The sequence below is a fragment of the Allobosea sp. RAF48 genome, from assembly GCF_052114025.1.
Lineage (GTDB): Bacteria > Pseudomonadota > Alphaproteobacteria > Rhizobiales > Beijerinckiaceae > Allobosea.
Window position 1 is genome coordinate 150,055 of the sequence record NZ_JBFRDZ010000011.1, and the last position, 18,985, is coordinate 169,039.

The 18,985-nt window shown below is 65.4% G+C and carries 19 protein-coding genes; 12 read left to right on the plus strand and 7 right to left on the minus strand.

The features are described from left to right. The first annotated feature begins 33 nt into the window (after positions 1–33). Positions 34–1,548, plus strand: a complete 1,515-nt coding sequence (gatA, locus tag AB4Z10_RS19810) for an Asp-tRNA(Asn)/Glu-tRNA(Gln) amidotransferase subunit GatA (RefSeq protein WP_441472128.1) — start codon at positions 34–36, stop codon at positions 1,546–1,548. 204 nt (positions 1,549–1,752) lie between these two features. On the opposite strand, the gene AB4Z10_RS19815 is transcribed toward gatA, so the two are convergent. Further along, positions 1,753–4,953, minus strand: a complete 3,201-nt coding sequence (locus AB4Z10_RS19815; protein WP_441472101.1) for an efflux RND transporter permease subunit — start codon at positions 4,951–4,953, stop codon at positions 1,753–1,755. Between the two features lie 121 nt (positions 4,954–5,074). Beyond that, positions 5,075–6,229 carry an efflux RND transporter periplasmic adaptor subunit gene (locus AB4Z10_RS19820; RefSeq protein WP_441472102.1) on the minus strand — a complete coding sequence of 385 codons (1,155 nt, stop codon included), beginning with the start codon at positions 6,227–6,229 and terminating at the stop codon, positions 5,075–5,077. A 385-nt stretch (positions 6,230–6,614) separates the two neighbouring features. Here AB4Z10_RS19820 and gatB point away from each other — a divergent pair, with 385 nt between their 5' ends. Continuing rightward, positions 6,615–8,096, plus strand: coding sequence for an Asp-tRNA(Asn)/Glu-tRNA(Gln) amidotransferase subunit GatB (gatB, locus tag AB4Z10_RS19825; protein WP_441472103.1), 1,482 nt, complete (start codon positions 6,615–6,617; stop codon positions 8,094–8,096). 42 nt (positions 8,097–8,138) lie between these two features. On the opposite strand, the gene AB4Z10_RS19830 is transcribed toward gatB, so the two are convergent. Then, entirely contained in the window at positions 8,139–9,449 is a 1,311-nt protein-coding gene (locus tag AB4Z10_RS19830; RefSeq protein ID WP_441472104.1) for an amidohydrolase family protein, read from the minus strand. 375 nt (positions 9,450–9,824) lie between these two features. On the opposite strand from AB4Z10_RS19830, the gene AB4Z10_RS19835 reads away from it, so the two are divergent. The 4 genes from AB4Z10_RS19835 to AB4Z10_RS19850 all read left to right on the plus strand — a co-directional run bounded on the left by AB4Z10_RS19835 (position 9,825) and on the right by AB4Z10_RS19850 (position 12,028). Further along, positions 9,825–9,938, plus strand: a complete 114-nt coding sequence (locus AB4Z10_RS19835; protein ID WP_441472105.1) for a helix-turn-helix domain-containing protein — start codon at positions 9,825–9,827, stop codon at positions 9,936–9,938. 217 nt (positions 9,939–10,155) lie between these two features. After that, a complete protein-coding gene (locus AB4Z10_RS19840; protein WP_441472106.1) occupies positions 10,156–10,662 on the plus strand; it encodes a GNAT family N-acetyltransferase in 507 nt (168 codons plus the stop codon). Positions 10,663–10,706: 44 nt separating this feature from the next. Beyond that, on the plus strand, positions 10,707–11,201 hold the full coding sequence (locus AB4Z10_RS19845; protein ID WP_441472107.1) for a GNAT family N-acetyltransferase: 495 nt from the start codon (positions 10,707–10,709) through the stop codon (positions 11,199–11,201). Between the two features lie 119 nt (positions 11,202–11,320). Then, entirely contained in the window at positions 11,321–12,028 is a 708-nt protein-coding gene (locus tag AB4Z10_RS19850) for a glutathione S-transferase N-terminal domain-containing protein (protein WP_441472108.1), read from the plus strand. A 132-nt stretch (positions 12,029–12,160) separates the two neighbouring features. Here AB4Z10_RS19850 and AB4Z10_RS19855 read toward each other — a convergent pair whose 3' ends face one another. Then, positions 12,161–12,547 (minus strand): DUF2147 domain-containing protein, encoded by a 387-nt coding sequence (locus AB4Z10_RS19855; protein WP_441472109.1) that lies wholly within the window; start codon positions 12,545–12,547, stop codon positions 12,161–12,163. A 349-nt stretch (positions 12,548–12,896) separates the two neighbouring features. On the opposite strand from AB4Z10_RS19855, the gene AB4Z10_RS19860 reads away from it, so the two are divergent. Then, the gene (locus AB4Z10_RS19860) at positions 12,897–13,166 is read left to right on the plus strand and encodes a hypothetical protein (RefSeq protein ID WP_441472110.1); all 270 of its coding nucleotides are present in this window, start codon (positions 12,897–12,899) and stop codon (positions 13,164–13,166) included. Between the two features lie 92 nt (positions 13,167–13,258). Next, entirely contained in the window at positions 13,259–13,681 is a 423-nt protein-coding gene (gene ndk, locus AB4Z10_RS19865; RefSeq protein WP_441472111.1) for a nucleoside-diphosphate kinase, read from the plus strand. Between the two features lie 115 nt (positions 13,682–13,796). On the opposite strand, the gene AB4Z10_RS19870 is transcribed toward ndk, so the two are convergent. Continuing rightward, on the minus strand, positions 13,797–14,639 hold the full coding sequence (locus tag AB4Z10_RS19870) for a MipA/OmpV family protein (protein WP_441472112.1): 843 nt from the start codon (positions 14,637–14,639) through the stop codon (positions 13,797–13,799). 283 nt (positions 14,640–14,922) lie between these two features. On the opposite strand from AB4Z10_RS19870, the gene AB4Z10_RS19875 reads away from it, so the two are divergent. From AB4Z10_RS19875 to AB4Z10_RS19885, 3 genes are all read left to right on the plus strand, one after another. Next, a complete protein-coding gene (locus tag AB4Z10_RS19875; protein WP_441472113.1) occupies positions 14,923–15,123 on the plus strand; it encodes a hypothetical protein in 201 nt (66 codons plus the stop codon). An 86-nt stretch (positions 15,124–15,209) separates the two neighbouring features. After that, positions 15,210–15,572, plus strand: a complete 363-nt coding sequence (locus AB4Z10_RS19880) for a hypothetical protein (RefSeq protein WP_441472114.1) — start codon at positions 15,210–15,212, stop codon at positions 15,570–15,572. A 251-nt stretch (positions 15,573–15,823) separates the two neighbouring features. Further along, complete coding sequence (locus AB4Z10_RS19885) at positions 15,824–16,612, plus strand: helix-turn-helix transcriptional regulator (protein ID WP_441472115.1); 789 nt, start codon at positions 15,824–15,826, stop codon at positions 16,610–16,612. Here the strand turns inward: AB4Z10_RS19885 and purN are convergent. Continuing rightward, positions 16,549–17,103, minus strand: coding sequence for a phosphoribosylglycinamide formyltransferase (purN, locus tag AB4Z10_RS19890; RefSeq protein WP_441472129.1), 555 nt, complete (start codon positions 17,101–17,103; stop codon positions 16,549–16,551). The two genes, AB4Z10_RS19885 and purN, sit on opposite strands and share 64 nt — an antisense overlap. Positions 17,104–17,159: 56 nt before the next feature. After that, complete coding sequence (gene purM / locus AB4Z10_RS19895) at positions 17,160–18,233, minus strand: phosphoribosylformylglycinamidine cyclo-ligase (protein ID WP_441472116.1); 1,074 nt, start codon at positions 18,231–18,233, stop codon at positions 17,160–17,162. A gap of 143 nt (positions 18,234–18,376) precedes the next feature. On the opposite strand from purM, the gene AB4Z10_RS19900 reads away from it, so the two are divergent. Continuing rightward, positions 18,377–18,907, plus strand: a complete 531-nt coding sequence (locus AB4Z10_RS19900) for a CDP-alcohol phosphatidyltransferase family protein (protein WP_441472117.1) — start codon at positions 18,377–18,379, stop codon at positions 18,905–18,907. Positions 18,908–18,985 lie beyond the last annotated feature (78 nt).

An 18,985-nucleotide genomic window follows, 5' to 3' on the forward strand; every position in this document is an offset into this window, starting at 1 on the left:
ATCGCCATCCGCATGCAGAACGGAATTGAAACCGTGACCGATCTCACCCGCCTGACGCTGACCGAGGCCCGCGACGGCCTGAAAGCCAAGACCTTCTCTGCGACCGAGCTCGCGAAGGCCCATATCGCCGCCGTCGAGAAGGCCCGCGCCCTCAATGCCTATGTGCTGGAAACACCCGAGCACGCCCTGAAGCAGGCCGCCGCTTCCGACGAGAAGCTTGCCAAGGGGCAGGGCGGACCGCTCGAGGGCCTGCCGCTCGGTATCAAGGACCTGTTCGCGACCAAGGGCGTGCGTACCACCGCCTGCTCGAACATCCTCGGCAATTTCGTGCCGGGCTATGAGTCGACCGTCTCCAGCCAGCTCTGGCGCGACGGCGCGGTGATGCTCGGCAAGCTCAACAATGACGAGTTCGCCATGGGCTCGTCGAACGAGACCTCGGCTTTCGGGAATGTCGTGAACCCGTGGCGCCGTGAGGGGTCCAACGTCGGAGCCGGGCAGGGCGGGGCCGTCGAGGGCAACCACCTCGTGCCCGGCGGCTCGTCGGGCGGTTCGGCCGCGGCCGTCGCCGCCGATCTCTGCCTTGCCGCGACCGCGACCGACACCGGCGGCTCGATCCGCCAGCCGGCCGCCTTCACCGGTACGGTCGGCATCAAGCCGACCTATGGCCGCTGCTCGCGCTGGGGTATCGTCGCCTTCGCCTCCTCGCTCGACCAGGCTGGGCCGATCGGCAAGAGCGTGCGCGACTGCGCCGTGATGCTGCGTTCGATGGCGGGACATGATCCGAAGGACACGACCTCGGTCAATACGCCTGTGCCTGACTACGAGATGTCTGTCGGCCGCTCTGTGAAGGGCATGAAGATCGGCATTCCCCGTGAATACCGGCTCGAGGGTCTGAACCCCGAGATCGACGCACTCTGGCAGAAGGGCATCGAATGGCTCAAGGCCGCCGGCGCCGAGATCGTCGAGATCTCGCTGCCGCATACGAAATACGCGCTGCCGGCCTACTACATCGTCGCGCCGGCCGAGGCCTCCTCGAACCTCGCCCGCTATGACGGCGTCCGCTACGGCCTGCGCGAGCAGGGCAAGGACATCGTCGAGATGTACGAGAAGACCCGCGCCGCCGGCTTCGGCGCCGAGGTCAAGCGCCGCATCATGATCGGCACCTACGTCCTCTCGGCCGGCTATTACGACGCTTACTACCTGCGCGCCCAGAAGGTTCGCACGCTGATCAAGCGCGACTTCGAGACGGTCTATGCGCAGGGCATCGACGCGGTGCTGACGCCTGCGACGCCTTCCGCCGCCTTCGGGATCGGTGAGAAGGGTTCGGCCGATCCGGTCGAGATGTATCTCAACGACGTCTTCACCGTGACCGTGAACATGGCTGGCCTGCCCGGCATCGCCGTGCCCGCCGGCCTCGACGCGCAGGGGTTGCCGCTTGGCCTGCAGCTCATCGGCCGCCCCTTCGACGAGGAGACGCTGTTCTCGCTCGGCGAGGTGATCGAGCAGGCTGCCGGCCGCTTCCCGGTTTCCGAGCGCTGGTGGGGCTGAGGGGCGCCGCCGTCATGTTCGGGCTTGACCCGAGCATTTCGGGCCTAAGGAGGCTCTTCGCCGTCTCGTCATGAGATTCTCGGGTCTGCGCTTCGCTCCGCCCGAGAATGACGCCTCAGGAAAAGAAAAAGGGCCGCGCGAGCGGCCCTTTTTCGTGTCTGCCGTCGGGGCAGGGCGGTGGCTGGAAAGCCGCCGCCGTCACCTTCAGCCATGCGCTCTGGTCGGCTGCTGCTGTGCTGCCTGCGCCTTGCGCTTCTTGCCACCCAGCTCCGCCAGCCAGCGCACCATCACGTAGAACACCGGCGTGAAGATCAGGCCGAAGAAGGTGACGCCCAGCATGCCGGAGAACACCGCGATACCCATCGCCTGGCGCATCTCCGCGCCGGCGCCGACCGAGATCGTCAACGGCAGCACGCCGAGGATGAAGGCCATCGAGGTCATCAGGATCGGCCGCAGGCGGGTCCGGGCGGCGGCGATCGCCGCATCGCGGCGATGCATGCCTTCGTCCTCAGCTTGCTTGGCGAACTCGACGATGAGGATCGCGTTCTTCGCGGCGAGGCCGACGAGCACCACGAGGCCGATATCGACCAGGATGTTGCGGTCGAGATTGGCGTAGTTCACCCCGAACATCGCCGCCAGGATACACATCGGCACGATCAGGATGACCGAGAGCGGCAGGAGCCAGCTCTCGTAGAGCGCCGCGAGCAGCAGGAAGACGAACACCACCGCGAGGCCGAAGGCGATGATCGCCGTATTGCCCGCGAGCTTCTCCTGCAGCGCGATCTCCGTCCACTCGAAGCCGAAGCCCGCCGGAAGCCGCTCCGCCGCGATCTTCTCGACCGCCGCGATGCCCTGGCCGGTCGAGAAGCCATGCGCCATCGAGAGCTGCACTTCGGCTGCCGGATAGAGGTTGTAGCGCGGCACGCGATAGGCGCCGGTCGTATCGTGGAAGGATGCGATCGAGCCGATCGGCACCATCTCGCCATCCGCGTTGCGGGTCTTGAGATTGGCGACGTCGCGCGTGGTCAGGCGGAAGGGGTTATCCGCCTGTGCGGTGACGCGATAGGTGCGGCCCAGCAGGTTGAAGTCGTTGATATAGGCCGAGCCCATATAGACCGACAGCGTCTCGAAGATGCGTGTGATCGGCACGCCGAGCATCTCCGCCTTGGTGCGATCGATATCGGCGTAGATCTGCGGCGTCTTGGTCGAGAACAGCGTGAAGGGCTGCTGGATGCCCGGGACCTGCCCGGCCGAGCCGGCGACGATCCAGGCGGCGCCTTCAAGTGCGGCGAGCCCGCGTCCGCCACGATCCTGCACATAGCCCTTCAGGCCGCCGCCGGTGCCGATGCCCGGGATGGCCGGCGGCTCGATCAGCAGGGTGAACGCTTCCGAGATGCCGAACATCTGTTGCCGGAGGTCGGCGAAGATGCCCTGCGTCGTCAGCCCCTGTTTCTCGCGGTCCTTGAACGGCGCGAGTGTGACGAAGGCCACGCCGGTGTTCGGCGCGATGGTGAAGGTCGCGCCGTCGAGACCGGCGAAGGCGACGGTATGGGCGACGCCCGGTCGCGACAGCAGGATCTCGTTGGCCTTGCGCAGCACCGCGTCCGTGCGCTCCAGCGAGGAGCCGGGCGGCAGCTGGATCACGGCGATGAAATAGCCGCGGTCGAGCTGCGGCACGAGGCCGGTCGGCGTCCGGCGGATGTCCCAGACGGTCGCCGCGATCAGGCCGGAATAGACGATCAGCAGGATCACCGCGATGCGGATGAGCCTGGAGGTGACGCGCCCATAGGTGCGCGACAGCCAATCGAAGCCGGCGTTGAAATAGTGGAAGAACCAGCGGACCGGTGCGCCCAGCTTGTAGAGGAAGCCGTGCTGCTCGTGCTCGTCATGCTTCTTGTGCGGCTTGAGCAGCACCGCCGACATCGCCGGCGAGAGCGTCAAAGAGACGAAGCAGGAGATCGCGGTCGAGGCCGCGATCGTCACCGCGAACTGCTGGTAGAAGGTGCCTTGCAGGCCGCTGATGAAGGCAGTCGGGATGAACACCGCGCAGAGCACGAGCGCAATCGCCAGCAGCGCGCCGCCGACCTCGTCCATGGTCTTGTGAGCGGCTTCCTTGGGCGTGAGGCCCTCGGCAAGATAGCGCTCGACATTCTCCACCACGACGATCGCGTCGTCGACGACGATGCCGATGGCCAGAACCAGCGCCAGCAGCGAGATCGTGTTGAAGGAGATGCCGACCGCGCTCATCACCAGGAAGGTGCCGACCAGCGAGACCGGGATCGCGACGATCGGGATGATCGCGGCGCGCCAGGTCTGCAGGAACAGGATCACCACGATGACGACGAGCACGATAGCCTCGAGCAGCGTATGCACCACCGCGTCGACGGATTCGCCGATGAACTCGGTCGGGTTGTAGATGATGCGGTGCTCGAGGCCGACGGGGAATTGCTTGGCCATCTCGCCCATCGTCGCGATCAGCTTGTCCGAGGTCGCGAGCGCGTTGGAGCCCGGCCGCTGGAAGACGCCGATGGCGACGGTGTTCTTGTTATCCAGATAGGCGTTGGTGGTGTAGTCCTGCGAGCCGAGTTCGACGCGGGCGATGTCACGCACGCGGATCGTGCCGCCATCCGCATCGGAGCGCACGACGATGTTTTCGAATTCCGAGACGTCGGTCAGGCGGCCGAGCGTGTTGACCGAAAACTGGAAGGCCTCGTCCGACTTCGCGGGAGGCTGGTTGAGCGCGCCGGCCGCGACCTGCACGTTTGCGGCCCTGAGCGCTGCGACGACGTCGCCCGCCGTCAGGTTGCGTGCTGCGACCTTGGCCGGGTCGAGCCAGATGCGCATCGAGAAGTCGCGCGCACCGAAGACCTGCACGTCGCCGACGCCGTCGACGCGGGTGAGCACGTCCTTCACGTAGAGCGAGGCATAGTTCGAGATGTACTGCGCGTCGCGCGACCCGTCCGGCGAGATCATGTTGATGACCATCAGGAAGTCGGGCGAGGCCTTGCGAACCTGGATGCCGAGTGCGCGTACGTCTTGCGGCAGGCGCGCCTCGGCCTGCGAGACGCGGTTCTGCACCAGCACCTGCGCCTGGTCGACATCGACGCCGGCCTTGAACACGATGTTGATCGTCACTCGCCCGTCGCCGGTCGACTGCGACGTGATGTAGAGCATGTCGTCGACGCCGTTGACCTCCTGCTCGATCGGCGTCGCCACCGTGGCGGCGACGACCTCGGCCGAGGCGCCGGGATAGGTCGCGGTGATCGAGACGGTTGGCGGCGCGATCTCGGGATATTCGGAGATCGGCAGCGAGCGCTGGGCGATGGCACCGGCGATCGTCAGCAGCACCGAGAGAACGGTGGCGAAGATCGGCCGGTCGATGAAGAAATGGGCGAAGCGGAACATGGAAATGTCCTGTCCGGATAAAGGCGGGCGGGCGCCCGGTGGCGCCCGTGTTTCAATGTCGGGCGTGGTTGAGGCGCCAGAAGCGGGCGCCGGCTTTCGGGAAAGTCGGCGCGGGAGGCATTCAGTTCGTCGTCGCGACCTTGATCTCGCCCGGCTGCGGCGTCACCGCGACGCCCGGACGGACCATCGGATTGGCGTTGCCGCCGACGATGACCTTGTCCTCGGTCGACAGGCCGGAACGGATCACCCTGAGGCCCTCGCTGATCGGTCCGAGCACGACCGATTTCGGCACGACCTTGTTCTCCGGGCCGACAGTCAGCACGATCTTGCTGGCCTGGTCCGAGGCGATCACGGTGTCGGGCACGAGCAGCGCATCGGATTCACCGGCGAAGAAGCGCAGGCGGCCGAACACGCCGGGCGTCAGGAACTGGTCCTTGTTGTCGAAGACGGCGCGGCCGCGGATCGTGGCCGAACGCGCGTTCACGGCGTTGTCGACGAAGTTGACCTTGCCGCGGCGGCCCCATTTGGTTTCGTCCGACAGCTTCACTTCGACCGGGACGCCGGCATCCTTGCCCGAGCCGTCGCGCAGGCTGGCCATGCGGGAGTAGCGCAGGAAGTCGGCCTCCGAGACGTCGAAGGTGAAGTAGATCGGCGAGACCGCGACGATGGTCGTCAGCAGCGTCGCGCCCGACTGGCCGCCGGCGATCAGGTTACCCGGGTCGACGCGGCGGTTCGAGATGCGGCCGGCCAGCGGCGCCCGCACCTCGGTCCATTCGAGGTTGAGCTCGGCGTTCTTGAGATTGGCCTCGGCGCCCTGAAGCGATCCGACCGCACTGTTGAGGTTGGCGCGGCGCTGGTCGACGTCGCGGGCCGTGATGGTGCGGTTCTGGGTCAGGCCCTCGGCGCGATCGACCTCGTTCTGCGAGAGCTCGACCTGGGCCTTGGCGCGGGTGACGTCGGCGCGGGCCACGTCGACGGCCAGTTTGTAAGGCCGCTGATCGATGGTAAAGAGCAGATCGCCCTTCTGGACGAGCGAGCCGTCAGGGAAGTGCACGCTGTCGATGAAGCCGGACACGCGGGCGCGGACCTCGACCTGCTCGCTCGCTTCGAAGCGGCCGGTGAACTCGTCCCAGTTGGTGATGCGCTTGGCGAGAGGGGTCGCGACCTGAACCGGAGGGGCCGGCGGAGCTCCCTGGGCAGCGACGTCGAACGTGGTGAGGACGGTCGACGTAGCAATAGAGGTAAGCACCAGGCCGATGAAACGGCTGCGTGACATGACGGAACTCCGAATGACAGGCGGCGCAACCATAGCCGGTTTTGCGACCTTTGGCGCTAAAAGGGATGATGGCTGACGAATGTCAAGATCCATCACCCGTCAAGAAATGCGATATTGCGCCAGATAAGCCATATTCCCGCCATCTGGTTGCAGGAGCGCAACGGCGCTGCACCATGCCGCGGGGTTTCAGGGCGGCCATGCGAGGCAACGGATGCTTGCCGCAAGGCCGCCGACATCGTAACGCGTAGGCGACCAAGAGCGCGCGCCGATCAGATTGCGTTGCAATCTGATCGGGTCACGCGTTCTCTAATATCATCTTAGAGACGGATTCACCGATCAGGTTTCAACCCGATCGGATCCGGCTCTAGCAGCCGGAAGACCACAGATGAACGTGCATGCCCGCCCCGCCGACCCGAAGAAGCTTATCAAGGGCGCGACTGGTGATTGGGAAGTGGTGATCGGCATGGAAATCCATGCCCAGGTCACCTCCAACGCCAAGCTGTTCTCCGGCGCCTCGACCGGTTTCGGCGCCGAGCCGAACGAGCATGTCAGCCTCGTCGATGCTGCCATGCCCGGCATGCTGCCGGTGATCAACGCCGAATGTGTTCGCCAGGCGGTGCGCACCGGTCTTGGCCTGAACGCGCAGATCAACAACCGCTCGGTCTTCGACCGCAAGAACTATTTCTACCCCGACCTGCCGCAGGGCTACCAGATCAGCCAGTACAAGAGCCCGATCGTGGGCGAGGGCGAGATCGTCGTCGATCTCTCGCCCACCGAGCAGATCACCGTCGGCATCGAGCGGCTGCATCTGGAGCAGGATGCCGGCAAGTCGATCCATGACCAGCATCCCACGATGAGCTTCGTCGACCTCAACCGCTCGGGCGTCGCGCTGATGGAGATCGTCTCCAAGCCCGACCTGCGCTCGGCGGACGAGGCGAAGGCCTATGTCTCGAAGCTGCGCACCATCCTGCGCTATCTCGGCACCTGCGACGGCGACATGGAGAAGGGCAATCTCCGCGCCGACGTGAACGTCTCGGTGCGCAAGCCCGGCGACGCTCTCGGCACGCGCTGCGAGATCAAGAACGTCAACTCGATCCGCTTCATCGGCCAGGCGGTCGAGACCGAGGCGCGCCGCCAGATCGGCATCATCGAGGATGGCGGCACCATCGACCAGGAGACGCGCCTCTACGATCCCGGCAAGGGTGAGACGCGCTCGATGCGCTCCAAGGAGGAGGCGCACGACTACCGCTATTTCCCAGATCCGGACCTGCTGCCGCTCGAATTCGACGATGCCTTCGTCGAGAGTCTGAAGGGCGCGCTGCCGGAGTTACCGGATGCCAAGAAGGCCCGCTTCATCGCGACTTACGGGCTCTCGCCCTATGATGCCTCGGTGCTCGTCGCCGAGCGTGACCAGGCCGACTACTTCGAGGCGGTGGCCAAGGGCCGCGACGGCAAGGCTGCGGCCAACTGGGTCATCAACGAGCTGTTCGGCCGCCTCAACAAGGAAGGCAAGGACATCACGACCTCGCCGGTCTCGGCCGCCCAGCTCGGCGGCCTCGTCGACCTGATCGGAGAGGGCGTGATCTCGGGGCGCATCGCCAAGGATCTGTTCGAGATCCTCTGGACCGAGGGGGGCGATCCGCGTGCGATCGTCGAGGCCCGCGGCATGAAGCAGGTCACGGACACCGGCGCCATCGAGAAGGCGGTGGACGACCTGATCGCCGCCAATCCCGACAAGGTCGAGCAGGTCAAGGCCAAGCCAACCATGCTCGGCTGGTTCGTCGGTCAGGCGATGAAGGCCTCGGGCGGCAAGGCCAACCCGCAGGCACTGAACGAGATCCTGAAGAGGAAGCTCGGAATCGAGTGAGCCGGATGCGGGAGCGCCCGAAGGCGCTCCCGCCATTTCCGCTCAGCCGCAATCCGGGCATGTCTGCAGCAGGACGCCGCCGGCCTGCTTGCGCAGCTTGCGGGCGGAGTCCTTCCCGTCGGCGATGATCTTGGCAACGTCATAGCCCACCAGGCGCCCGGCGCGCTTGACGATGCGTCCGTCTATCATGACCGTATCGACATTGGACGGATCGGCCGATTGCACCACCGTGGTCTCGATCTGGCCGAGCGGCGCCATGTTGAGGTCGTTCGCCCGCAGCAGGATGATGTCGGCCCGCTTCCCGGGGGTCAGGGAGCCCGTGACATCGCCCAGGCCGAGGCTGGTCGCGCCGTTGATCGTGGCCATCCGGATCACCTCGGCGAATTCGATCGGCTTCTGGCCGGCCGATGGCGTGCCCTGCCAGGGAACGCCGAGATTCCAGGTCATGCGCATGATCTCGAACATGTTCGGCGTGCCGATCAGGCTCGCGTCGACCGAGAGCGACAGCATCACGCCGGCCTTGCGCATGAGCATGAGAGCAGCGCGGTAGTCACCGGCGCGCCCCAGCCGCATTTCCGATATCGTCGCAAAGCTGAGAGGCGTTTTCGTCCGCGCCAGGACTTCGAAATCCGCCTCGGTGCCCGGCACATAATGGCAGAAGAGGAAGTTGGGCCCGAGATAGCCGCGCTGCTCGAAATCGGCGGCATTGTTGAGGTTCGGCGGCGATTGGCCGGCATGGGTGGCTACGCGCAGGCCGTTCTTCAGCACCCATTGCATCTCTTCGTGGAAGGTCTCGGGCTTGCTCGGACCCATTCCCCGCAGGTTGACCGCGAAATGGACGAGCCCGTCCATCTGGGAGCCGGCGCCGAACCACTTGTCCCGCGTGCGCAGGATGTCGTCATAGGCGAAGGGCTTGCTGGCATCCAGCAGATCGGGGTGCCCGTAGGCGAAGCGCGCCCGAAGCAGCGAGTCGCGATGTGCCGTCAGCTCGGCATCGGCATGAGCGGCCGAGCGGGTATTGTTCGACCAGTTATGGACCGTCGTGACGCCGTTGTTGGCGAGCTCGACCAGCCCGAGCATGACGCTGTTGTAGCCGTCCTGCGGCGAGAGGTGCGGAGAAATGGCGTTCTTCGCGGGAAAGTAGCTGAAGCCGTTGTCACCCGGAAAGTTGCGACCGAGCGCGCTCCACATGTGGTAATGCGTATCGATCAGGCCGGGCATAACGATCATATCGCTGGCGTCGATGATCTCGGCTCCGGGTGCCTCGAGCCCCTGGCCGATCCTTTCGATGACGCCCTCACGGACCAGGACGTCTCCTTTCGGCAGCGTGCCGAGCGTGGGGTCGACGGTCATGACCGCGCCGTTGCGGATGAGGTACGTGCCGCGCCGGATATCCGGCCGGTTTGAGGAGATGCTTTGCGCTCGGGCGGACCCGATGATGGCAGGCGATACGATCTCGGTGCAGGTCAAAGCCCCGAGGGTCAGCCCCCGGGTGAATGTGCGTCTCGTCAGCTTCATATTGCGAAATCCCCTCATGGCCATTTGGCCTGGTGCTGTTTCCCTCCTCTGCGCCCTCCCGGCGTCGGATATCCGGCTGGCCGTCCCCGCCCGTTTCCGCGGGCTTGTCGACCATTTGTTGCCCGTCATTCTTGCGTGGAGGGGCTAGTGTTGCGGGGCCTTCCGAGCAACTGACGATCTTGTGAAATCGATCAAGAATTGGATTGCGTCATGGACGCGCTGGTATTCTCCAACGATCAGAACCGGGTCATTCTCGCCGTCGTCGAGCCAGGTGGCTTCTCCGCGGCCGCGCGTCGCCTGTCGCGTGTACAGCCCGCCGTCTGACCTATGCGATCGGGATGATCGAGCGGGATCTCCGCCTGTTGCTGTTCGAGCGCGGGTCCGTCCGAATGCGAAAGGCGCGATTGCTTGTCGACACTGTGTCCGTGCCGATGCGAAAAAGCCGGTTCGCACGTCTTCTCGCGATGCTCTAGGCTCCCGCGGCGCAGGCGATTCCCGCGACATGGCGGGAAGGCCGAGCGCGTCTGCGAAGGAATGCCCCGTGACGCCCGCAGGTCTCGTCATCCGCGACGCCGAAGCCGCCGATGTTCCGGCCGTGAGGGCGCTTTTGGTCGAGACCTGGCATGCCACCTATGATGGCATTTATGGCTGGCAGCGCGTCGCCGAGATCACCAATGCCTGGCATTCGCTGGAGAACCTGCGCAGCCAGCTCGGCCGCGACGAGGGAATATTCCTCGTCGCGCTGATCGGCGAGGAGATCGTCGCCACCGCCTCGGCCCGGCAGGAACGCGATGGCGCCGCCCTCCTGACGCGGCTCTATGTCCTGCCGACCTGGCAAGGCGTCGGCATCGGGCGGACATTGCTGCAGGTCGCGCTCGCCTGCTTCCCGAAGGCGCCCGTGGCGCGGCTGGAGGTCGAAAGCCAGAACGAGCCGGCGATCGCCTTCTACGAGCGCATGGGTTTCTTCCTGCAACGCCAGGCCCGCTTCGACGGGCGGGAGGATACCCCGAACACGCTGCTGATGGCGAAGCGGCTCTTCGCCGAGTGACCCTGTCCCCGCCATCACCACTGCCCGAGCCGAAAGCCGAAGCGATGACCCGCACGCCCGTCTCCGCCACCGAAATCACCATTCGTCGCGCCAGGGCGGGCGATGTAGCCCGTATCGTCGAGCTGATGATGCTTGGCGCCCCCACACAGACGATGACGCCGGAGGAAATCAGAGCCGAGGCGCAGAATCCCGGCTATGCAGAGGCCTTCGCCGAGGTCGATGCCAGCAAGGACAGTGAGCTCTTCGTCGCCGAACGAGCGGGCGCGGTGGTCGGTACCTTCCAGGTCACATTGATCCCCGGGCTGATTTCGCGTGGACGCAAGCGTGGCAAGATCGAGAGCGTTCATGTCGCGCCCGAGAGCCGCAGCCTCGGCATCGGTGCTTTGATGATCAAGCATGCGCTCGCCTTCGCAGCGGAAAACCGCGTCGGCCTGATCGAGCTCAGCTCGCACAAGTCCCGTGTCGACGCCCATCGCTTCTATCGCAACCTCGGCTTCGATCAGAGCCATGAGGGCTTCAAGAAGGTCGTCTCGCCCTGAACGACACCCGCCGTCACGGCATGGCGAGGTCGCGCTGAAGGCGGGCTCGCGGCACTTCCTGCCGTTCGGTGGGCTGCTTAAGTTCCGGCCGAGGCCTTACGCCAGGAAGGAAGAGACTGATGTCCGAAGCGCCCGCTAACCCGATCGACCTCTATTACTGGCCGACGCCGAACGGCTGGAAGATCACCATCATGCTCGAGGAATGCGGGCTGCCCTACAACATCGTTCCCGTGAACATCGGCAAGGGCGACCAGTTCAAGCCGGAATTCCTCGCGATCTCCCCGAACAACCGCATGCCGGCGATCGTCGATCCCGACGGGCCGGACGGCAAGCCGATCTCCGTCTTCGAGTCAGGCGCCATCCTGCAGTATCTCGGTCGCAAGACCGGCAGGTTCTATCCGAAGGACGAGCGCGCCCGTGTCTCGGTCGATGAATGGCTGTTCTGGCAGATGGGTGGTTTCGGCCCCATGCTCGGCCAGACCCATCATTTCCGTATCTATGCGCCGGAAAAGATTCCCTACGCGATCGAGCGCTACACCAACGAGGCCAACCGCCTCTATGGCGTGCTCAACAAGCGCCTCGAAGGCCGTGACTACATTTGCGACGAATACTCCATCGCCGACATGGCCTGCATCGGCTGGGCGCGCGGCTGGGAGAAGCAGGGTCAGGATCTCAAGCAGTTCCCGAATGTCGCACGCTGGCTGGAAACCATGCAGGCGCGCCCGGCCGTCCAGCGCGGGCTGAAAGCAGCGGAGGAGCTGCGGAACCCCGCGGGCATCAGCACCCCCGAGGAAAAGGCGATCCTCTTCGGCCAGAGGGCGCGCTAAGGCGAAGCGCGATCCTTTCGTTGAAGCGAAGGCGTCATGGTCGGGCTTGTCCCGGCCATCCACGTCTCGGCAGATCGAAAGCAGCGTTCAAGACGTGGATGCTCGCCACAAGGGCGAGCATGACGGCAGCACTCAGTTCGCCCGAGTCCACTTCACCGAGCGGCAGATCAGCCCGCCCATGACGCAGCCGGCCGTGGTCAGCGAACTGCCGGTGAGCGTCATGGTGCCGGAATAGGTCTTGCCGTCCTCCGGGTTGAAAGCGCTGCCGCTCCACTTGTTCTCGCCGTTCGGCTTCATGTCGTAGAAGATGCGCTGGCCGACCTTGGCCGGCCCGTTCTGGTCCTTGAGCCAGGAGAGCGAGCCGCAGAGCGCTTCGCCGCATTTGCTGAAGCGCACGCGCGAAGCACCCGTATCCCGCTCCCAGACGCCGACGACCTCCTGGGCGCGTGCCGTCGTGATGCCCGCAAGCATGCCGAGCGCGGCCAGGGCTGCGAGTTTCGATCCGGTCTCGTGATTCATCCGATCCTCCCTTATCCGACCAGCTATGCCCGCATGGTTCAGATATGAACTATATCGACGTTTCGGCGTCGCTCAAGCTGTCGCGAGGGAAGAGGCTGCCCGCGTTTCCGGTGCGCAAGGTGAATCCAATCTCAACGACGGGTGCGAAGCTGATCTGACAGATCGTTGAAATCACTTCTATTTTCGGGATTATGAAGTGAACCCTTGGTTGCTTTAACCAGGCGATTACGTCTCGTTGAGACTCGATTCATCGCAAAATTTAGCTCGCATTTTAAAGGTCGGGCTCACTCTCGCACTCATCGCCGAGGCCTTGGACGGGTGGTCGGCACAACGACAAGAGGGTGGTGTCATGGCACGCATGGAGATGAGCGCAGTCCCCGCTTCGCTGGTGATCCCGGCGGAGGTTTCGGCCGAGGCCTACTACGAACTCGGCCTGATGCATGCTTCGGGGCGGGCAGGAGCCGTCGATGTCGTCATGGCGCAGAAATGGTTTAACGTCGCCTTTGCCCGCGGCTGTGCCCGGGCGGCGCCGCACCGCCACGAGCTGGCGCGGGAGATGAGCCGCGATCAGATCGCCGAAGCGCTGCGCGAGGCCCGTGCCTTCCTGACGCGGCACTGAGAACAGCGCGGCCACGAGCCTTGTGGGGCAGGGAGGCGGCGGCTATAAGCGCGCCGCATTCCCCTTTTTGCACCGCATCCAAGGATCATTCGATGGCTGTCCAGCGTACCTTCTCCATTCTCAAGCCCGACGCGACGAAGCGCAACCTCACCGGCGCGGTCAACGCTGTCATCGAGAAGGCCGGCCTGCGCATCGTCGCGCAGAAGCGCATCCAGATGACCAAGGCCCAGGCCGAGACTTTCTATGCCGTCCACTCGGCGCGCCCCTTCTTCGGCGAGCTCGTCGAGTTCATGACCTCCGGCCCGGTCGTCGTGCAGGTGCTGGAAGGCGAGAATGCCATCGCGGCTTATCGCGACGTGATGGGCGCCACCAACCCGGCGAACGCCGCCGAGGGCACCATCCGCAAGCTCTTCGCCCTGTCGGTCGGCGAGAACACCGTGCACGGCTCGGATGCGCCGGAGACTGCGGCTGTCGAGATCGCCCAGTTCTTCTCGGGTAACGAGATCGTCGGCTGATCCCAGCCGCAAGCTGAGCTGAAAAGCAGCAGGGCGGACCGGTCTTCCGGTCCGCCCTTTTCTTTTGGGTCCGCCAGCCATGGCCGGAGCAAGCCCTGCCGTGGCTTGCGGCTTCTCAGAGCCCGAAGGAGTAGTTCGACCCGGTATCGAAGGAGTAGCTCGCGGAAAGGCCGATGGTGATCGAGTCGCGCGAGCCGAACGGCCTGACGATCGGAGAGCGTGCGGCGTCGCCGACGAGGTGCTTGTACTCGACATAGGCGGTGGTCTGGAGCTGATCGGACCAGTGATAGGTCAGCTGCGCCAGGGCGCCGACGGTGTGGACGCCGGCATTGAAGCGCTGCAGGAAGCCGCCGGTGCCGGGCATCGCGCCATAGGTGCCGAAATAGGTCCGCACATAGTCGGCCGAGGCGATCCGCATGCGCGGGCCGACGCCGAGGGTCCAGGGGCCGAGATTGGAGAAGGCGTCGAGCTTGAGATCGGCGACGACGCCGTCATGGGCGACGATGCCGCGGCGCAGATCGGCGCGGGCGCGCAGCCAGGAGGTCGGATAGAACTCGACGAAGCCGCCGGCCTCGGCGCCGAATTTGGTTTCCGGCATGGCGACGAGCGCCGGATTGACCTTGGCGCTGCGCTTCCAAAGCAGATCGCCGGAGAAGCCGATGCGCCAGCCCTGTCCGGAGAAGAAGCCGATGCTGAGCATCGCATCGTCTTCGGCGCTCCACCAGGTGCTCTTCAGGCCCTTGCCGAGCGAGATGATCGGCCGGACGCGGAAGATATAGTCATCCGAGCCGGTGTAGTCCGGCTGATAGCGCACGCCGGCGCCGAGCGTCAGGTACCAGTTCTGGGCCGGCTGGGGTGAGGTGAGGGTCGAATAATCGCTCGACTGCGCCTGGGCACTGCCGGGCAGCGAGAGGGAGAGGCAGGTCGCCAGACCAGCCAGATACGCAACGCAACGCATAGTCCAGAACTCCGACGCGACGGCGCGTCCGATCGATTGAATGAGGGCAATCTGAGGGAAGGGGATTAATGCACGGTTAAGGTGAGTTTTTCGTTATCGCAGGAATATCAACGTGTTGGATCAAAGTTGGCTTTCTTTTTGCCAGTCTGGTCCACGTGAGCCCCCTGCGGCCGGGCCGTGGCGCTTTCACGGCACGAGGCCGGGAACCGGTCGTTAATCGATGGTCGCCAGAGTGCGCTTGTGGGCCGGAAGACTCCGGCCGGCGGGGGCGCAGGAGGCGGCGATGATTATGGAAGTGGCGATCGTCTGGCTGCTTTGCGCCGCCATCTTTCTCGAGCTGGCGGACCGGGCTCCGGTCATCGACGAGCCCGGGTTCGGAATCGAACCCGGTGTCCGGTCGGTTACCGGCGACAGCCAGTCGGAAAACGTCACAGCGGAAGCACTATCCTTGAAAACCGCAGTAAGAGACCGCGCGTCCTCTTGACGCTGACCTAGCTCTATGGCCATGCCGAACCGTGGGCGCAGCATGGTGATCGCGATGTGCCCCGTTCTCGAAGGGCAGGCGAAATCATGATGATGCGGCGGATGGGTGCGGTCGTGCTGGCCGGTGGACTGTCGATCCTGGCGAGCGTCTCGGCCTATGCCGCAAGCAGCTCGACGGCGCTGCCGCCGCCGGACCCGACCGCGAAGAACCTCACCCCTTACATGATCCAGCTGCGCGCCTTCGACGCCTGCCTGATCACGCAGTCGCAGCTCCTCGGCACGACGCGCGAAGCCGTGCACACCCCGTGCAGCTGCTACGCCAAGGGCACGGTCAACGCCATGACCAAGGACGAGATCCAGGCGTTCAGGGACACCGGCTATTTCAACGACTCGGCCCGCGAGAAGGGCCTGCGTTTCATCGACCAGTGCAAGCTCAAGCGGCCGTTCTGAACGGCGGTCCGACCCTCTAGAGGTGTCATTCTCGGGCGAAGCGAAGCGCAGACCCGAGAATCTCGATCTGAAGGAGGCGCAGGAGCCTCGTCCGATGAGAGATGCTCGGGGCAAGCCCGAGTATGACGGTCGGTTCCCCGTTCGGCGCTCGTTCCGTCTCCAGCCTTGCTGCTGACACGCTCCTGACAGAAGCTGTCACCCCAGCTGGGCCATGGTGCCTCAGCTACGAGGCCGGGTAGGGAGACGACGCCGTGCAGCGCGCCGAACGATTGCTCGACATGATTCAAAGCCTGCGTCGCCGCAGGCGCCCCGTGACCGCCGAGACGCTGGCCTCCGAGCTCGATGTGTCCGTGCGCACGGTCTATCGCGACATCGGCGCGCTGGTGCGCCAGGGCGTTCCCGTGCGCGGCGAGGCTGGCATCGGCTATGTGCTCGACGCCGGGTTCGACCTGCCGCCGCTGATGCTCTCGCCCGACGAGATCGAGGCCGTGCTGGTCGGCATGCGCTGGCTGAGCGAGCGCGCCGATCCTGTGCTTGCACGCGCTGCCGAGGATGTGGTCAGCAAGGTCGCCGCCGTGCTGCCGCCGCATCTGCGGCCGATCCTGCTCGATGGTGCGCTGTTCGCGGCGTCCTATCCCGGCGACGTGCCGGTCGATCAGGTTGACGTCGCCGCCGTGCGTGCCGCCATCCGCAATGGCCGCAAGCTCTCGATCCACTACAGCGACGAGAGCGGCCACGCGACACAGCGCATGATCTGGCCGATCGGCATGACCTTCTACGAGCGCGTGCGCATCGTCATTGCCTGGTGCGAGCTCCGGCAGGCATTCCGCCATTTCCGCACCGACCGCATGACCGGCCTCATAGCGCTGGAGGAGCGCTATCCCGCCCGTCGTGCCGACCTCTTCCGCCGTTGGCAGAAGGAGGAGGAGAGGGCGCGCGAGGAGTGGGAGCGCTGCAAGCGAGAGGGTGGGGAGGATCAGGCCCGGTCGCCGGCCAGCCTGGCACGACCGGAGGCGACCTCCGCCAGCGCTGCCGGATAGAGCTTGTGCTCCTCGACGAGGACGCGCTTGGACAGCGTCTCCTCGTCGTCGCCGGGCAAGACAGGCACCTTCGCCTGCAGGATCACCGGTCCGGCGTCGAGCTCCGGCACGACGAAATGCACCGAACAGCCATGCTCGCTGACGCCGGCTTCAAGGGCTTGCCGATGTGTATGCGTGCCCTTGAACAGCGGCAGCAGCGAAGGGTGGATGTTGATCATCCGCCCTTCCCAGCGCTTTACGAACCAGGGCGTCAGGATGCGCATGAAGCCGGCGAGAACGACCAGATCGATCTGGTTGACGCGCAGGAGCTCGTCCACCGCGCGCTCGAACGCCTCGCGATCCCTACCGAAGGAGCGATGGTCGATCGTCGCGGTGGCGATGCCGAAGCCTCGCGCCCGGTCGAGCCCTGCGACGTCGGGGATATTGGAGATGACGAGCGCGATTTCGGCCGGGTAGCCGGGCGCCTGCGCCGCTTCTGCCAGCGAGACCATATTGGAGCCGCGCCCGGAGATCAGCACCCCGACGCGCTTGCGGGCGTTGGCCGTGCTCACAGCGAGAGCTTGCCGCGGTAGCTGACCTGCTCCTCGCCGGCCGCGACCGGGACGATTTCGCCGAGCCTCACGGGGACCTCGCCGGCCGCTTCCAGAGCGGCGAGAACCTCATCGGCCTTGTCGGCCTGCGCCGCGACGATCATGCCGATGCCGCAGTTGAACGTGCGCAGCATCTCGCGCTCGGCGACGCCGCCGACCTTGGCGAGCCAGCCGAAGACGGGCGGAACCGGGATCGCCGGCAGATCGAGCGCGACGCCGAGTCCCTCCGGCAGCACGCGCGGGATGTTGTCGGGGAAGCCGCCGCCGGTGATGTGCGCCAGCGCCTTGATTCCATCAGTCGCCTTGAGCGCCTGCAGCAGCGGCTTCACATAGATGCGGGTCGGCTCCAGAAGCGCCTCGGCGAGGCTCTTGGCCGGAGCGAAGGGAGCAGGGGCTCCCCAGCCCAGCCCGCTCAGCGCCACGATGCGGCGCACCAGCGAATAGCCGTTGGAGTGCACGCCGGAGGAGGGCAGGCCGAACACCACGTCGCCAGGCTGCAGGTCCTCGCGCGGCAGCAGCGTGCCGCGCTCGGCCGCGCCGACCGCGAAGCCGGCGAGGTCGTAATCCTTCTCGGCGTACATCCCGGGCATCTCGGCGGTCTCGCCGCCGATCAGCGCGCAGCCGGCCTGGCGGCAGCCATCGGCGATGCCGCGCACGATCTCGACGCCGACCTTCGGGTCGAGCTTGCCGGTGGCATAATAGTCGAGGAAGAGCAGGGGCTCGGCGCCCTGGACGATGAGGTCGTTGACGCACATCGCGACGAGGTCGATGCCGATCGTCGAGTGCAGTCCGCTCTCGATCGCGATCTTCACCTTGGTGCCGACGCCGTCATTGGCGGCGACCAGGATCGGGTCGCTGAAGCCGGCAGCCTTGAGATCGAACAACCCGCCGAACCCGCCGATCTCAGCGTCGGCGCCCGGCCGGCGCGTGGCGCGCACCAGCGGCTTGATCTCGTCGACCATGGCGTTGCCGGCGTCGATGTCGACACCCGCCTGCGCATAGGTCAGTCCGTTTGCGCCGGGCTTGCTCATTGGATTTTGCCTTCCTTTGTGCTCGCGCGAGCGATAGGCAAGCGCGCCGCGCCTTGCAAGGCGTATCGGCGTTTTCGCTCTTGCCGATCCACTGTCGGCGATCTTAGCGTCTTCTTCTGTCGAGATGCGCTCGGGCGTTTTGGATGACGATCCCCAATCTGATCACCGTCGGCCGGTTGTTCCTGGTGCCGCTGGTGATCGTCATGATCGTCAATGCGCGCTGGGATATCGCCTTCATTCTTTTTGTGGTGGCCGGGCTCTCGGATGCGATCGACGGCTTCCTCGCCAAGCGCTGCGGCATGGCGAGCGAGCTTGGCGCCTATCTCGATCCGATCGCCGACAAGGCGCTGATCGTCTCGATCTACGTCACGCTCGCGGTCGTCGGTGTGGTGCCCGCCTGGCTCGTCATCCTGGTCGTGGCGCGCGACCTCATGATCGTGGCGGCCGTGATCCTGTCCTGGCTGATGGGGCGGCCGGTGACGATCGCGCCTTTCGTCGTCAGCAAGCTCAACACCGCAGCGCAGATTGCTTTTGCAGCGTTGGCGCTGGGCTCGCGCGCCTTCGGCATCGATCTCGGGTGGGCTGCCGCGGCGGCGGAGTTCGTCGTCGCTCTGTTGACGCTCGCCTCGATGACGGCCTATCTCGCCTTCTGGCTGCGCCACATGGCGGGCTGACGAAGTTTTACATGCGGCCGGCGCTTGGAACTGCGGCTTTCCGTGCACATTTGTCCCATTCCGCTGGTCGGATAGGCG